Here is a 15,626-nt window from a genome sequence, read left to right as displayed (position 1 = left end):
CCACATAAAGATTTCTTTATATGTGGTGTCACGATGCGAAATGACTATGTCTTCACCTCCGAGAGCGTCTCGGAAGGCCATCCCGACAAGGTTTCGGACCAGATTTCCGACGCCATCGTCGATCTCTTCCTTTCGAAGGACCCGGAAGCCCGCGTTGCCTGCGAAACCCTGACGACCACCCAGCGTGTCGTCCTTGCCGGCGAAGTGCGCGGCAAGGGCATGATCGACAAGGACGGTCACTGGGAAGACGGCGCGCAGGAGGAAATCCAGCACATCGTCCGTGAAACCGTGAAGCGCATCGGCTACGAACAGGCCGGCTTCCACTGGCAGGACCTGCTGTTCGAGAACCACCTGCACCCGCAGAGCGCGGACATCGCGCAGGGCGTGGACTCGGCCGGCAACAAGGACGAAGGCGCCGGCGACCAGGGCATCATGTTCGGTTTCGCCTGCGACGAAACGCCGGACCTCATGCCGGCCACGCTCGATTACAGCCACAAGATCCTCGAACGCCTCGCGGCCGACCGTCACTCGGGCGCCGCGCCGTTCCTCGAACCCGACGCCAAGAGCCAGGTCACCCTGCGCTTCAAGGACGGCGTGCCCGTGGAAGCGACCGCCGTGGTCGTCTCCACCCAGCACAAGGCCGGCTACCACGAAGGCGGCAAGGACGCGGAACTCAAGGAATACGTGAAGAAGGCCGTGGGCGAGATCCTGCCCGCCGGCTTCGTCACCGAAAACACCAAGTTCCACATCAACCCCACCGGCAAGTTCGAAATCGGCGGCCCTGACGGCGATGCCGGCCTGACTGGCCGCAAGATCATCGTCGACACCTACGGCGGTGCGGCTCCGCATGGCGGCGGCGCCTTCTCGGGCAAGGACCCCACCAAGGTCGACCGTTCGGCCGCCTACGTCACGCGCTACCTCGCGAAGAACGTCGTCGCAGCCGGCCTCGCCAAGCGCTGCACGATCCAGATCGCCTATGCGATCGGCGTGTCCGAGCCGCTTTCGCTCTATGTCGATACTCACGGCACCGGCTCGGCCAGCGACGCGGATCTCGAAGTGGCAATCGCCAAGGTCGCTGCGGACAAGCTCGGCGGCCTGACCCCGCGCGGCATCCGCACGGGTCTTGGCCTCAACAAGCCGATCTACGGCAAGACGGCTGCTTACGGCCACTTCGGCCGCAAGCCCGAAGGCGACCTGTTCCCCTGGGAACGCACCGACCTTGCCGACGCGCTGAAGGCCGCTCTGGCCTGAACCGCAGTCCGATCCGGGACCTGATCCCGGAATTCGGCGGACGGCCTTGAAGCGGGCCGGGTTTCCCACGCGGGAACCCGGCCCGTTTTCGTTCCGTCCAGCCAGGTTCGGACTTTTCTCCCCACTGTCATCCGCCTGCGCCCGGTGCTGCGCTATTCGCGATGCGCGGCGTCGACAGCACGCCCGGCTTTAGCCTAATGGCTTCCGATCTCTTCTCCGAGGCATTCCCGATGGCTTACGACACGCTGATATCCGTTCCGCAGTTGCACGCGCTCTTCGCGGACGGTGCGGACGTGCTGGTGCTCGATTGCGATTTCGAACTGGGCATGCCGGACAAGGGCCGTGCCGCCTATCGCGCCGGGCACCTGCCGGGCGCGCGCTATGCCCATCTCGACGAGGATCTGGCCGGCCCGCCCGATGGCAGCAACGGCCGCCATCCGCTGCCCGCGCGCGTCGCTTTCGCGGCCTGGCTACGGACTCAGGGACTCAAGCAGGGCCAGCAGGTGGTGGCCTGCGATTCCAGCGGCGGCGCCTGGGCGGCGCGGGCCTGGTGGTTGCTGCGCTGGATAGGCCACGCCAGGGTCGCCGTGCTCGACGGCGGCAAGCAAGCCTGGACGGTCGCCGGCCTGCCGCTGGAGACCGGCGACGCCGCACCTGCCGTGCCGGGCGACTTCGTCGCCGGCGATCCGCTCGTCCCCTCGCCGGCCACCGCGCGGGAAGTCCTGGCCAATATCGAGCAAGGCGCGGCGCAGGTGCTGGACGCGCGCGACCCTTCGCGGTTCCGGGGCGATCCCAACCCCGTCGACCCCGTAGCCGGGCATATCCCGGGCGCCCGCAACCGCTTCTTCCGCGACAACCTCGCCGCCGATGGACGTTTCCGCCCGGCCGACGAACTCGGCGCTGCCTTCACCGCCCTGCTGGGAGAGCAGCCGGCCCTGCTCTCCTGCGGCTCGGGTGTGACAGCCTGTCACAATGCCCTGGCGATGGCTGTGGCTGGCCTGCCGCAGCCAAGGCTCTACCCCGGATCATGGAGCGAATGGATCGCCGACCCGGCCCGGCCCGTCGCCACCGGAGACGCCTGAGCGCCCCTACTGAAGCAGGGTTTGCGCTGTCAGAACAATTGGATGCTTGCTCGAAGCCCGGATTTCTGCCCTTGAATGAGCGTTGCCGGTTTCGATGAAGGGGATTCGCCCCGGCCATCGACTTACGGCGGGGGGCAAGCATGAAGACTCGGCTCTGGGCCTGCCTGGCAGCGGGCCTTCTGGCGGAAATGACGGTGGGCGTTCCGGCGGCGCTGGCTTCGGCCCGGACTGCGGCAGGAGCCTCGGCAGCGCCCGGGCCAGTTTCCGCCGTGGCCGAACTTCGCGCCCTTGCCGACTACGACACCTCGGGCGATCCCAAGGCCGCGCTCCGCCGGATCGATGCCGCGCTTGCCGGTGCCCGCAAGGCCGGCGCCGTCGATCCCGTGGACCGCCTCATGGCCGAAGCCACCCGGGCCGAAGCGCTGTTCTGGATGGGCCGCTACAAGGAAGCGCTGGCGGGCTTTCGCGATTTCGACGCGGAGATGACCGCGCGGAATCAACCCATGACGCCGCGCCGGGCGGAAATCGTCAACAACATCGGATCCGCACTCTCCAGCATGGGCAAGCTGGACGAAGCGCGAACCTACAAGCTGCGCGCACTGGAATTGAGCGAGACCCTCGCCGGGCGCGACAGCAGCGAATATGCCGCCGCGCTCTACGGGCTGGCGCTGATCGACTACCGCCGCGGGCTGCCTCTGGAAGCGATTCCCAAAGTGCAGCAGGCCGTGACCGTGGCCACCCTGGCCAGCACGCGGACGGGCCGGAACAACGAGAGTCCCGCCGTCTACGGCATAACCCTCAGCACCTTGCAGATTCAGGCCGGCGATTCGACGTCCGCGATCGCCGCCGCCCGCGCCGCCGCGATCTGGGCCGACTCGCATCTCGGCAAGGAGCACCGCCTGACGCTGGCCACGCTCAATGCGCTGGGCGCCGCGCTCAACGATGCGGGGCTTTACGCCCAGGCCACGCCGATCCTGCGGCGGGCGCTGGACTTGCGCATGGCCAAGAGCGATCCCGACCCGCGCGATCTGGGCTATTCGCTCAATGCCGTGGCCTATGCGCTGGATCTGGCCGGATTTTCCGAGGACGCCTTGGGTTTCTACGAGCGCTCGGCGGAGATTTTCGAAAAGCTGCCCGCTTCGGACCAGCCGATGTCCGGCGCCAATGTCTTCGGGCAAATCGCCCGGATCGTCCGCGACGACGGCCAGATCGACCGCGCCCTCGCGCTCGACCGCAAGGCACTGGGCATGGCGCGGCGCATCGCCGCCTCGCCCGACGATCCCGAAGTGCTCCGCGCCGAACTCAGCCTGGCCAAACTGCTCCTTGCCACCGGAGACATCGATGCGGCGCAGGCGCTGCTCGACCATGTCAATGCAGCCTATGCGCGCCGGGCGCTGCCGACCAATCTCGACCGGGTGGCCGCGCTGGCCCTGCGCGCCGCCGTCGACGCCCGCCGGGGCGATCCGGCAGCGGCGCTCGCTGCGGCAAAACCCGCGCTCGAACCTCTGCGCAGCCATCTGCTGGATCGCACCAGCGCCGCCACCGGCACCATTCGCCTTCGCGACCAGGCCGCGGGCACATTCGTCCTCGAAGCCCGGATCGCCATCGCCGCAGGAGACCGGGAAACCGCATTCGACGCCTTGCAGATGGCGGGGATGGGCGATCTCCAGACCGCGTTCACTTCCGTCGACGCCATTGCCGATCGCTATGGTCCCGAGGCCAATGCCGCGATCCGCGCCTATCTCTCCGCCAGCGCCGAACTGCGCGAATTGCACAAGCAGCGCGACCGCGCGCTCACCCGGGACCGGACCGGCGCAAGCCCGAACGAGAGCCCCGACACGACCGCCGAGAGGATCGCCGCAGCCGAGGAAAACCTCCGCGCACTGGACAAACGTATCGGCGCACTGGTGCCCGGCTATGCCTCGCTGACGGGTTTCGAACCGGCCAGCCTGGCCGCCGCCCGGTCCCGACTGGCGCCGGGCCAGGCGCTCCTGCTCTACGGGCAGGACGCGGAGGGCCTCGTGATCATGGCCGTCACCCGCAAGGCAGTGACGGCGGCGGAAACGCCGATCCCCGGACGCCGCCTTGCCGAATTGCAGCGGCGGCTTCGCGCCTCGATCGAGGACGGCGTGCTCACCGACGGCAAATCCGCCTTCGACCGCGATTCGGCCTACCAGCTCTACCGGCTGCTGTTCCCCCAGCCGATCGCCAGGGCGCTGCAGGAAAGCCGCGATGTCGCGATCCTGGCGCCGGGCATGCTGTCCGCCCTGCCCTTCGGCGCGCTGGTGACAAAGCCCCCGACTGGCGACGATGCCGATCCGCAGGCGCTGCGCCAGACCGACTGGCTCGCCCGCCATCACGGCGTGAGCACGCTGGTGACCGCAGCGCCGCTCGCCCGCCCCGGCGAGCGCCATGCCCGCCCGCGCGGATTTGCCGGGATCGGTGCGCCGCTTCTGCCCCGGGGCGGAACGGAAAGCTGGACGAACTCCCTCGAATCCACGCTCGCCGGCCTGCCCGAACTGCCGGGTGCGGCGCAGGAACTTCAGGCCATGGCCCGGTCTTTTCATGGCGAGCGCCAGGTTCTCGTGGGAGCGGGGGCGACCGAGGCGGCCGTGAAAGCAGCCCCGCTCTCAGCCGCCGGGGTGATCGCCTTCGCCACTCACGGCCTCGTCGGCGGCGCGTACCGCAACCTGGTGGAGCCTGCCCTGGTGCTCACGCCCGCCCCCGGCTCGGATGGCTCCGAAGATGGCCTGCTCACCGCTTCGGAAATCGCGCGATTGAACCTGGATGCGGACTGGGTGATTCTCTCGGCCTGCGACACCAGCGCGGGCGAGAGCGAGAATGCCCCGACGTATTCGGGCCTGGCCCGCGCTTTCGTTTCGGCGGGAGCCCGCGCGCTCCTGCTGTCGCACTGGCCCGTCCGCGACGATGTCGCCAGTCGCATGACGCTGCGTACCGTGCGGGCGGCGCATGGCCGGACCAGCCGCGCCGAGGCGCTGAGACGCGCGCAGATGACCGTGCTTGGGGACACCCATGTGGCTGGCGGGGCCCACCCCGCGACATGGGCGCCTTTCGTCCTCGTCGGCGAATGAGCAGGTGGCCGGACCGGAGAACCTCCCCGTCCGGCCCGCCCTGCCCTACTCGGCCAGTTCGCCTTACTTGGCCAGTTCGCCCTCGATCGCATCCACCAGCAGCGGATCCTGCGGGGTGGTGCCCGGCGCGAAACGTCCGACCACGGCGCCCTCGCGCGAGACCAGGAACTTCTCGAAGTTCCACAGCACTTCGGGATCGTCGTTCGGGGTCATGCCATAGCCCTTGAAGCGCTCCTTCATGCCATCGACATCGCCCTGCTTGGTGGGAATGGCTGCGGTGAGCGCGGCATAGAGCGGCTGCTTGGCTTCGCCGGTAACGTCGGCCTTGGTGAAGAGCGGGAACGAGACGCCGTAGTTGAGCTGGCAGAACTCGACGATTTCCTCGTCGGTGCCCGGCTCCTGCGCGCCGAAGTCGTTGGCCGGGAAGCCCAGCACTTCGAAGCCCTTGCCCTTGTAGTCCTCGTAAAGCTTTTCCAGCCCTTCGTACTGCGGCGTCAGTCCGCACTTGGAGGCGACGTTGACCACCAGAAGGACTTTGCCTTCGTGATTGGCCAGGCTGTCGGCGCTGCCATCGATGCGGGTCAGCGGAATCTGGGCGATATCGGACATTCGAGGCTCTCCAAGGGAAGCGAGGGAATAGGTTCGGGGACGGAGACTGCGTCAGCTTGGTGACGCAAGCAAGGCATTGGCGGCAAGGCTGCGCGCGATCAATCCGCGTTGCGGTAGTCGGCGATCACGTCGCCGCATTCGGCCAGTTCCGCCTCGTGGCCTTCCTCACGCCAGGTCTCGGCCAGGGCTTCGGCTTCCCACTGCTTCATCGCGGGGTGATCCAGCACGGCATCGACCCAGGACTGGCAGGTGCCGACATCGAGGCCGTAAGTGCGGATGCGAAAGGCGACCGGGGCGAAGAAGGCATCCACGGCGGTGAAGCTGGCCCCGGCCAGCCAGGGGCCGCCGAAGCGCGAGAGCCCCTCGCTGAACAGCTCGCGCAGCCGGGCCACATCGCGGACCAGCCCCGGCCGCATCGGCTTTGGGCGAACGCGGACGCCGACATTCATCGTGCAGTCGTTGCGCAGGGCCGAGAAGCCGCCGTGCATTTCCGCGACCGCGCATTGCGCGAAGGCGCGTGCCGCTTCGTCGGCCGGCCAGATGCCGGGATGGCGGTCCGCCAGATAGAGCGTGATGCCCAGGGAATCCCACAAGGTACGGTCGCCGTCGATCAGCGCGGGCACTTGCCCGGTGGGCGAGAAGCTGCGGAATGCGTCGTAGTTCGCAGGCGCGGTGAAGGGCTCGATCCGATCGGCGAAATCGATGCCGAGCGCCTTCATCAACAGCCACGGCCGCAGCGACCAGCTGGAGTAGTTCCGATTGGCGGTGATCAAGGTATAGGCCATCCGGAACTCTCCTTCGCGGGACATCAGGTCGTGTAGTGCGCCGTGGTCTTAGCGGCGACTTCGTCGGCCGTCACGCCCGGAGCCAGTTCGATCAGCTTGAATGGGCTCTGGTGGTCGGGCCGCTGGAACACGGCCAGATCGGTGACGATCATGTCGACCACGTTCTTGCCGGTGAGCGGCAGAGTGCACGCCGGGATGAACTTGGGATCGCCGTTCTTGGCGTTGTGTTCCATCACGACGATGATCTTCTTCACGCCGGCCACGAGGTCCATCGCGCCGCCCATGCCCTTGATCATCTTGCCGGGGATCATCCAGTTGGCGATGTCGCCGTTCTCGGCAATCTCCATCGCGCCCAGCACGGCCAGGTCGATGTGTCCGCCGCGGATCATGCCGAAGCTGGTGGCGCTGTCGAAATAGGCCGACTGCGGCAGTTCGCTGACGGTCTGCTTGCCCGCGTTGATGAGGTCGGCGTCGACTTCGTCGGCGTAAGGAAACGGCCCGATGCCGAGCATCCCGTTTTCCGACTGGAGCGTCACCGTCATGCCGCCGGGCACATGGTTCGCCACCAGGGTCGGTATGCCGATACCGAGGTTCACGTAGAACCCGTCCTGGAGTTCCTTTGCCGCGCGCGCGGCCATCTCGTTGCGGTCCCAGGACATCAGGCGGTCTCCCTCTCGCGCGTGGTCGTGAATTCGATCTTCTTGTCGTAGGGCGCGCCGAGGACCAGGCGCTGGACGAACACGCCCGGCAGGTGGATGCCGTCCGGATCGAGCGAGCCGGTGGGGACGATCTCCTCCACTTCGACCACGCAGACCTTGCCGCAAGTGGCGGCCGGCACGTTGAAGTTGCGGGCGGTCTTGCGGAACACGACGTTGCCGGTCTCGTCCGCCTTCCACGCCTTCACCAGGCTGAGGTCGGCGAAGATGCCTTCCTCCAGGATGAATTCCTCGCCGCGGAAGACTTTCACTTCCTTGCCCTCGGCGATCTGGGTGCCGACGCCGGTCTTGGTGTAGAAGCCCGGAATCCCGGCGCCGCCGGCGCGCATGCGCTCCGCCAGAGTGCCTTGCGGGCAGAATTCGACTTCGAGTTCGCCCGAGAGGAACTGGCGTTCGAACTCCTTGTTCTCGCCGACGTAGGAAGAGATCATCTTGCTCACCTGCTTGGTGCGCAGCAGCTTGCCGATGCCTTCATTGTCGATACCGGCATTGTTGGAGGCGAACGTCAGGTTCTTCACGCCCGAATCGCGCACCGCATCGAGCAGGCGCTCGGGGATGCCGCAAAGGCCGAAACCACCGGCGGCGATCAGCAGGCCATCCTTCAGCAATCCGTCCAGCGCGGCATCGGCGCTGGGATAGACCTTGTTCATGCCATTCTCCCGTTAGAGCGTCTTCCGATCGGGTGGCATCACCCTCTGGCCCGGAAAACGCGGCAAACCAAAATCTTGGAGCATCCGGGCCGTTCTGGTCGGCTCGGAAAATCGCTCCGGCAAGCGAGCCTAGACAGGCAATTCCATTACGAATAGCGATTGTTATTTATCGGAATGGATAAGACACGGTTATGAAACGTATCGCCCTTTTCCATCTCGAAACGCTGATGTGGATTGACCGGCTAGGGACGTTCGCAGGCGCGGCGCAAAGACTCAATACCACCCAACCCGCCATCTCCGCGCGGGTTCGCGAGATCGAGGAGCAACTCGGCGTATCGCTGTTCCAGCGCGACGGACGGCGCATGGTGCTGACGGCACGCGGCCGCCGCCTGGTGCAGGATTGCGAGCCGCTGCGGCAGGGTCTGGAGCGCGTGCTGCTCGATGCCAGCGACTTCGCCGGGGCCAGCGGCACCGTGCGGATCGGCTCGGGCGAGATCGCGGCCGCCACCTGCCTGCCCGGCTTCATCGGCGCGATTGCGCGCGAACGCCCCGGCGTGACACTGGAAATCGAACTCGACCTGACGGCCCGGCTGCTCCAGCAGCTTCTCTCGGGCACCCGCGACATCGTGTTCCTGGCCGGCCCCGTCGCCAGCCCCGGCCTGCGGACCACGCCGATCGGCGCCGTCGACCTGGTCTGGGCCTCCAGCCCCGCCTTGGCCGAATCCGCAGATTTGCGCCGCAACGGGACGCCGGGCGCTCATTCCTTTCCCGTCTGGTCCCTGCCCGACCACTCCCCGCTCCACGGAGTTACGCTGGAGACCCTGGAGCAGCACCGGATCGCGCCCCGCACGCTCAACACCTGCAACAACGTGCGCATGCTGATCGAGATCGTCTCGCGCGGCCAGGGCGCGGCAGTGCTGCCCGAAACCATGGTCCGCCGCGAGCTGGAACGCGGCATCCTGGTGGAAGTGCTCCCCCGCCCGCAGCACAGGGTCCATTTCGAAGCCGCGATCCGCACGCGAGAGCGCGATCCCATGATCATGGACCTGTTCGAGCGCGCCACCCGCCTCTCCATAGAAACGGCCGGAGAAGCGGAAGTTTGATCTTCGTCATGGCAATTCCATGACCTTACGATAGGTTACCGGGCCATAGGTTAGCTGCCATCAACGGGAGAAATACCATGCGCTCGATACTCGTGAACGCCGACCGCAAGCCCGATAGCGACAGCCGCGTCGCCACCGCGCTCGAACTCGCCCGCCACATGGACGGCCACGTAACCGTGCTCGTCGATACCCCGGTCTCGCGCTACATCGCCATGGACCCGATGGGCGGCAGCTATGTCATCTCCGAAGCGCTCGACAAGGCGCGCGGCGAGGACGACAGCGCCGCCGAGGCCATCGAGGCACGCCTGACGCGCGGCGACATTCCCTTCGAAGTGATCCGCAGCGAGGAAGACCCGGTTCCCGCCCTTGCCGGCGCCGCGCGCCTGTCCGACCTGGTGGTCGTCTCGCGGTCCAGCGGCATTGCCGGGCAATTGGCCATGGTGGCCCGCGCGCCGGTCCTGGCCCTGCCCGAGGGCCGCACGCTGGCCCTGCCGATCCGCCGCGCCGTCATCGCCTGGGACGGCGGCGAGCAAGCCGCCAGTGCCCTCAAGGCTGCCGTGCCGCTGTTGCAGAGCGCGCAGACGGTCAAGCTGGTGACCGTGATCGAGAAGTCCGGCGGCTTTCCGGTAACCGATGCCTTGCGCTATCTGTCGCGCAACGGGCTTCACGCGGAGTACGAGGAATACGAAAGGCGCGGTTCCACCGAGGAAACCTTGGCGCTGGCCGTGAACCAGAACCACGCGGACCTCCTGGTCATGGGCGCCTACGGCAAGAGCCGCCTGCGCGAATTCCTCTTCGGCGGCGTCACCGCCCACTTCCTGTCCGAAGCGAGCGCCCCCGCGGTCCTGTTCTCGCACTGACGAGTTCCCGCAAGGCGCGCAGGTAAATCGTATCGAGGGCGTCGGTGCCGGCTTCAGGCCGTGCACCGGCGCCCTTTCGCATGATCGGGCGCCTTTTCCGCTAGATACTCAGCACGGCGAGCAAATGGCGCGACGCAACAGTCAACGTTTGCATTCTGGCGGACAGGCGCATCGCCTTGACGATTGCGTCAAGACCGACATGAAAGGTGATTCATTTCATAAGTCATTGTTTTATTTAAAATGCAGGTCGTATACCCGGGGTAGTTACCAGTCGCGCAACGTTGCTTGCGCGTTTCGCAATCTCAAATCGGTGTTTTCGCACTTGCACAAAAACCCGATTCGGAGCATATAGAAGCTGCCTTTCAGGCATCCTCTCCCAAAACTTTCATGGCCCGGCCGGCAACGTCCGGGCCTTCTTTTTGCTTATGTGAGAACGACGTTCTCAAAGAGTTCCATCGGAAACATCCGCAGTGACCGTTGGTTGGTTTGAAATCCGGGAAGCCGATACCTAGTTCCTGATCCACACCCCGGACGGCACGCACGAAGCGGTGCGTGCCGGCATCGGGAGGATGAAAGGACACTCATGGCGGACGCCCAGACCAACGTCGACGATCGGACCGTGAAGCTGCAAGTCGCGGCTGCCCGACAGGAAGAAAGCGGCCAGGGAATCGCCCGCCTCTCGCGCGCGGCGCTTTCCGAGATCGGCGCGATGGAAGGCGACGTGCTGGAAATCACCGGCAAGGCCGCCACCGTCGCACGCGCCGTGCTCGCCTATGACGAAGACGAAGGCCTTCAGGTCATTCGCCTGGACGGTCTCCAGCGCGGCAATGCCGAAGTCGGATCCGGCGATCACGTCATCGTGCGCAAGGCGGAATCGCGCCCCGCGCAGCGCGTGGTCTTCGCGCCCGCGCAGAAGGATATGCGCCTCCAGGGGCCCTCGGCGGCGCTGAAGCGCAACTTCTTCGGCCGCCCGATGGTGCAGGGCGACCTTGTCGCCACCACCGGCCAGCAGCAGGTCGCGGATATTCCCCCGCAGCTTCGCCGCATGTTCGATGCACCGGCCTATGCGCTGACCCAGATCCGCCTCAACGTCGTTTCCACCACGCCGCGCGGCATCGTGCACATCGACGAGAACACGGAAGTGGAACTGCGCGAGGTCTTCGAGGAAGCCCACGACGCGCGCGGCGACGTCAACTACGACGATGTCGGCGGCATGAGCGATACCATCCGCCAGCTGCGCGAAATGGTGGAACTGCCGCTGCGCTATCCCGAACTGTTCACCCGCCTCGGCGTCGCCCCGCCGAAGGGCGTGCTGCTGCATGGCCCGCCGGGCACCGGCAAGACGCGCCTCGCCCAGGCAGTTGCCAACGAGAGCGAGGCCAACTTCTTCACCATCAACGGTCCCGAGATCATGGGATCGGGCTATGGCGAAAGCGAGAAGGCCCTGCGCGAGGTGTTCGAACAGGCCACCAAGGCCGCGCCGGCGATCATCTTCATCGACGAGATCGATTCGATCGCGCCCAAGCGCAGCCAGGTTCATGGCGAGGCGGAAAAGCGCCTCGTTGCCCAGCTGCTCACCCTGATGGATGGCATCGACAGCCGCGCTCATGTCGTGGTGATCGCCGCCACCAACCGGCCCGACGCCATTGATGAGGCCCTGCGCCGTCCCGGCCGGTTCGACCGCGAGATCGTGATCGGTGTGCCCGACGAAGCCGGCCGCCGTGAGATCATCGGCATCCACACCCGCGGCATGCCGCTGGGCAGCAAGGTCGATCTGAACGAACTCGCGCGCACCACCCACGGCTTCGTCGGCGCCGACCTGGCCGCCCTCGCCCGCGAGGCCGCGATCGAGGCCGTGCGCCGGATCATGCCCCGGCTGGACCTCGAAGCCCGCACCATCCCTCCCGAAGTGCTGGAAGAACTCCAGGTCCTTCGCGAGGATTTCGTGGCCGCGCTCAAGCGCGTCCAGCCTTCAGCCATGCGCGAAGTCATGGTGCAAGTGCCCAACATCGGCTGGGCCGACATCGGCGGCCTCGACAATGCGCAGCTCAAGCTGAAGGAAGGCGTGGAACTGCCGCTGAAGAACCCGGAAGCCTTCCACAAGCTGGGTATCCGTCCCGCCAAGGGCTTCCTGCTCTATGGCCCGCCGGGCACCGGCAAGACCCTGCTCGCCAAGGCCGTCGCCAAGGAGGCGGAGGCGAACTTCATCTCGATCAAGTCGTCCGACCTGCTGTCCAAGTGGTACGGCGAGAGCGAGCAGCAGATCGCCCGCCTCTTCGCCCGCGCCCGCCAGGTCGCGCCTTGCGTGATCTTCATCGACGAGATCGACAGCCTCGTGCCCGCCCGCGGCATGGGCGGCGGTGGCGGCGAACCGCAAGTGACCTCCCGCGTGGTCAACACCATCCTTGCCGAGATGGACGGCATGGAGGAACTGCAGTCGGTCGTGCTGATCGGCGCGACCAACCGCCCGGCGCTGGTCGATCCCGCCCTGCTGCGCCCCGGCCGCTTCGACGAGCTGGTCTATGTCGGCACGCCTGACGAGGCCGGGCGCGAGCACATCCTGGGCATCCACACCGCCCGCATGCCGCTGGCCGACGATGTCTCGCTGCGCGATGTCGCCGCGCGGACCGAGCGGTTCACCGGCGCGGACCTGGAGGACGTGGTGCGCCGCGCCGGTCTGATCGCCATCCGCAAGCGCGGTGCCGAAGTGGAACAGGTTCGCCGCGAGGACTTCGACGATGCACTCGAGGACAGCCGCGCCACGGTGACCGAGGAAATGGAAGCCGAGTACGAGCGCATGAAGGGCGAACTGAAAAAGCGGGCCATGGAAGTGATCCCGATCGGTTTCATCGCCCCCGGCATGGTCGAATCCCGCCGCGAAAAGAAGCACGGCGATTGAGCGGTACGTCGTCCCGGACCCGGTCCGGACGACGGCCCCTCCCCATCCCATCGCCTCTTGCGGAGGCCGCGCCCTTGCGGCACCTGCATCGCATGAATTCTCCCGTCCGCGCCTTGCTCGCCGCCGCACTCGCCCTCACCGCTGCCCCTGCCGCGCAGGCGAAGGACGTGCCGGTCTGCGGATACCGCATCGACAACGCCTTCCCGCATGACACCGCCGCCTTCACCGAAGGCCTCTTCTTCGACCGGGGCCTGCTCTACGAAAGCACCGGCCAGAAGGGCGATTCCCGCATCGTCGTGCGCAAGCTGGAAACGCTGGAGCCGGTGGGGCAGATCGAGATCGATCCTGCGGTCTTCGGCGAAGGGCTGATCGACTGGAACGGCCAGCTCATCAGCCTGACCTGGCGCGACGGGATCGGCTATCGCTGGGATCGCACCACGCTGAAGCCGCTGGGAACCTTCCATTACGAAGGCGAAGGCTGGGGCATGACCCGCAGCGGCAACACGATCTACCAGAGCGACGGGTCCGCCGCCCTGCGCCTCCGCGATCCGGCGACCATGCGCCAGACCGGCAGCCTCGCCGTCACGGCCGAGGGCAAGCCCGTCGAGAATCTCAACGAGCTGGAATGGATCGACGGCGAGATCTGGGCCAATGTCTGGATGACGGACCGCATCGCCCGCATCGACCCGAAGACAGGCAAAGTGAAGTCCTGGCTCGACCTTGCCGGGCTGCGCGAGCAGGCGGGCGGCGCCGGTGTCGATGCCGTGCTCAACGGTATCGCCTGGGACGCGCCAGGCCGCCGCATTTTCGTGACCGGCAAGAACTGGAACCAGATATTCCAGATCACCCCGGCCTGCACCAAAGGCGCCTGACTTGCCCATGGAAGCGCGTTGAGGTAAGGAACCCGTCGCAACCGAAGGAATGGATCGATGGACATCTGAGCACATAGCCCGTTTTTCCCAAACGCTATCTGCCGGTGTTACCATGACATTTCTGACTCTCGACCGCGTTGCCTGCTCGGCGCCCGACGGTTCTCCCCTCTTCCGCGATCTCACTTTCGCGCTCGGCCGCGAAACCCTGGGGCTGGTCGGCCGCAACGGCGCGGGCAAGAGCACGCTCCTGCGCGCGATTGCCGGCGAAGTTCCAATTTCCGAAGGCACGATCACGCGCCAGGGCCGGATCGGGCTGCTGCGCCAACTTCCCCCCGATGAGAACGCCAGCGTCGCCGAGGCGCTGGGCCTTGCCGCGCACTTCGACCGGCTCGACCGCATCACGCAAGGCCGGTTCGAGGACGACGATTTCGACCTCGCCGACTGGACCCTTGCCGAACGTTTCGAGAAAGCCGCCGCCCTGGCGGGCTTCGCGGAGCTTGACCCCGCGCGCCGGCTCGCCAGCTTCAGCGGCGGGCAGCGTACCCGGCTCATGCTGACGGGGCTGCTGCTGGGCGAACCCGACGTGCTCCTGCTCGACGAGCCGACCAACAATCTCGACGATGCCGGACGCCAGGCCGTGGCCGACTTGCTGGGTGCCTGGAGCGGCGGCGCCCTCGTCGCCAGCCATGACCGCGACCTGCTTCGCCGCGCCGACCGCATCGTCGAACTGACGAGCGTGGGCATCCATATGGTCGGCGGCGGCTGGGACGCATTCGACGAACAGCGCAGCGCCGAACGCGCCCGCGCGGCCTCGGCGCTCGAACGCAGCGAGGACGCCCTGCGGCAGGCCCGGCGCGAGAAGCAGCAGGAAGCCGAGAAGCAGGCGCGCCGCGACAGCAAGGGCCGCAAGGACGCTGCGAAGGGCGGCGATCCGAAGATCCTGCTCGGCGCGCGCAAGCAGCGGGCCGAGGAAACGGGCGGGCGACAGCGCAAGCTGGGCGACGAACTGGTCGGCCGCGTCCAAGAGCAGTTCGACGTGGCCCGCCGCGAAGTCGAAGTGCTGGCGCCGATCCATATCGACCTGCCGCCGAGCGGACTGCCTGCCGGCCATACCCTGATCGAGGCGCGGGGCCTATGCTGCGAGCGCGGCGGGCGGCGGTTGTTCGGTCCGCTCGACCTCATTCTGCGCGGCCCGCGCCGGATCGCCGTGACCGGGCCGAATGGCTCGGGCAAGACCAGCCTGATCCGCATCCTCGCCGGGCTCGACCGGCCCGACGCTGGCTATATCCAAACCGGCGATCTTCACTCCGGGAATGCGCGCATCGCCCTCCTGGACCAGCACGTCTCCCTGCTGGGCGAGCGCGGAAGCGTGCTGGACGCCTACTTGCGGCTCAACCCCGATGCCGACCGCCACGCCGCCCACGCCGCCCTTGCCCGCTTCGGCTTCCGCAGCGCCTGGGCCGAGCGGGACGTCGCCACCCTCTCCGGCGGCGAGCGGATGCGGCTGGCTTTGGCCTGCCTCTTCACGCGCCGGGACGTCCCCTGGCTGCTGATCCTGGACGAGCCCACCAATCACCTGGATCTCGCCTCCGTGGAAATGCTGGAGGAGGCCCTGCGCGGCTATGACGGCGCCATCCTCTGCGTCAGCCACGACGCGGATTTTCGCGCGGCGCTGGAATTGGGTGAAGAGATCGCGCTGGGCTAGTG

12 protein-coding genes are annotated in these 15,626 nt (G+C 67.0%); 8 read left to right on the top strand and 4 right to left on the bottom strand.

The window, feature by feature from the left end; all coding sequences use genetic code 11:
- Positions 1 to 33: 33 nt before the first annotated feature.
- The 3 genes from metK to EDF58_RS08705 all read left to right on the top strand — a co-directional run bounded on the left by metK (position 34) and on the right by EDF58_RS08705 (position 5,425).
- Positions 34 to 1,251 (top strand): methionine adenosyltransferase, encoded by a 1,218-nt coding sequence (gene metK, locus EDF58_RS08715; protein ID WP_132264560.1) that lies wholly within the window; start codon positions 34 to 36, stop codon positions 1,249 to 1,251.
- 197 nt (positions 1,252 to 1,448) lie between these two features.
- Complete coding sequence (locus EDF58_RS08710) at positions 1,449 to 2,333, top strand: sulfurtransferase (RefSeq protein WP_243654140.1); 885 nt, start codon at positions 1,449 to 1,451, stop codon at positions 2,331 to 2,333.
- A gap of 140 nt (positions 2,334 to 2,473) precedes the next feature.
- Positions 2,474 to 5,425, top strand: coding sequence for a CHAT domain-containing protein (locus EDF58_RS08705; RefSeq protein WP_132264558.1), 2,952 nt, complete (start codon positions 2,474 to 2,476; stop codon positions 5,423 to 5,425).
- Between the two features lie 63 nt (positions 5,426 to 5,488).
- Here EDF58_RS08705 and EDF58_RS08700 read toward each other — a convergent pair whose 3' ends face one another.
- From EDF58_RS08700 to EDF58_RS08685, 4 genes are all read right to left on the bottom strand, one after another.
- The gene (locus EDF58_RS08700; RefSeq protein WP_132264556.1) at positions 5,489 to 6,034 is read right to left on the bottom strand and encodes a glutathione peroxidase; all 546 of its coding nucleotides are present in this window, start codon (positions 6,032 to 6,034) and stop codon (positions 5,489 to 5,491) included.
- Between the two features lie 98 nt (positions 6,035 to 6,132).
- A complete protein-coding gene (locus EDF58_RS08695; RefSeq protein WP_132264554.1) occupies positions 6,133 to 6,819 on the bottom strand; it encodes a glutathione S-transferase family protein in 687 nt (228 codons plus the stop codon).
- Positions 6,820 to 6,842: 23 nt separating this feature from the next.
- Positions 6,843 to 7,478: a 3-oxoacid CoA-transferase subunit B gene (locus EDF58_RS08690; protein WP_132264552.1), complete on the bottom strand. Its 636-nt coding sequence runs from the start codon at positions 7,476 to 7,478 to the stop codon at positions 6,843 to 6,845.
- Positions 7,478 to 8,185 carry a CoA transferase subunit A gene (locus tag EDF58_RS08685; RefSeq protein ID WP_132264550.1) on the bottom strand — a complete coding sequence of 236 codons (708 nt, stop codon included), beginning with the start codon at positions 8,183 to 8,185 and terminating at the stop codon, positions 7,478 to 7,480. The genes EDF58_RS08690 and EDF58_RS08685 overlap by 1 nt, the downstream gene beginning before the upstream one ends.
- Before the next feature lie 191 nt (positions 8,186 to 8,376).
- Between EDF58_RS08685 and EDF58_RS08680 the strand changes: the two genes are divergently transcribed.
- The 5 genes from EDF58_RS08680 to EDF58_RS08660 all read left to right on the top strand — a co-directional run bounded on the left by EDF58_RS08680 (position 8,377) and on the right by EDF58_RS08660 (position 15,624).
- Entirely contained in the window at positions 8,377 to 9,288 is a 912-nt protein-coding gene (locus EDF58_RS08680; RefSeq protein WP_132264549.1) for a LysR family transcriptional regulator, read from the top strand.
- A 77-nt stretch (positions 9,289 to 9,365) separates the two neighbouring features.
- Positions 9,366 to 10,148 carry a universal stress protein gene (locus EDF58_RS08675; protein ID WP_132264547.1) on the top strand — a complete coding sequence of 261 codons (783 nt, stop codon included), beginning with the start codon at positions 9,366 to 9,368 and terminating at the stop codon, positions 10,146 to 10,148.
- Positions 10,149 to 10,731: 583 nt separating this feature from the next.
- Positions 10,732 to 13,047 (top strand): CDC48 family AAA ATPase, encoded by a 2,316-nt coding sequence (locus tag EDF58_RS08670; protein WP_132264546.1) that lies wholly within the window; start codon positions 10,732 to 10,734, stop codon positions 13,045 to 13,047.
- Positions 13,048 to 13,139: 92 nt separating this feature from the next.
- Complete coding sequence (locus EDF58_RS08665) at positions 13,140 to 13,919, top strand: glutaminyl-peptide cyclotransferase (protein WP_132264544.1); 780 nt, start codon at positions 13,140 to 13,142, stop codon at positions 13,917 to 13,919.
- A 112-nt stretch (positions 13,920 to 14,031) separates the two neighbouring features.
- Positions 14,032 to 15,624 carry an ABC-F family ATP-binding cassette domain-containing protein gene (locus tag EDF58_RS08660; RefSeq protein WP_132264542.1) on the top strand — a complete coding sequence of 531 codons (1,593 nt, stop codon included), beginning with the start codon at positions 14,032 to 14,034 and terminating at the stop codon, positions 15,622 to 15,624.
- The last annotated feature ends 2 nt before the right edge of the window (positions 15,625 to 15,626 follow it).

The organism is Novosphingobium sp. PhB57 (assembly GCF_004342985.1).
Classification (GTDB): Bacteria; Pseudomonadota; Alphaproteobacteria; order Sphingomonadales; family Sphingomonadaceae; genus Novosphingobium.
This window is presented reverse-complemented; position numbering and strand designations above follow the sequence as displayed.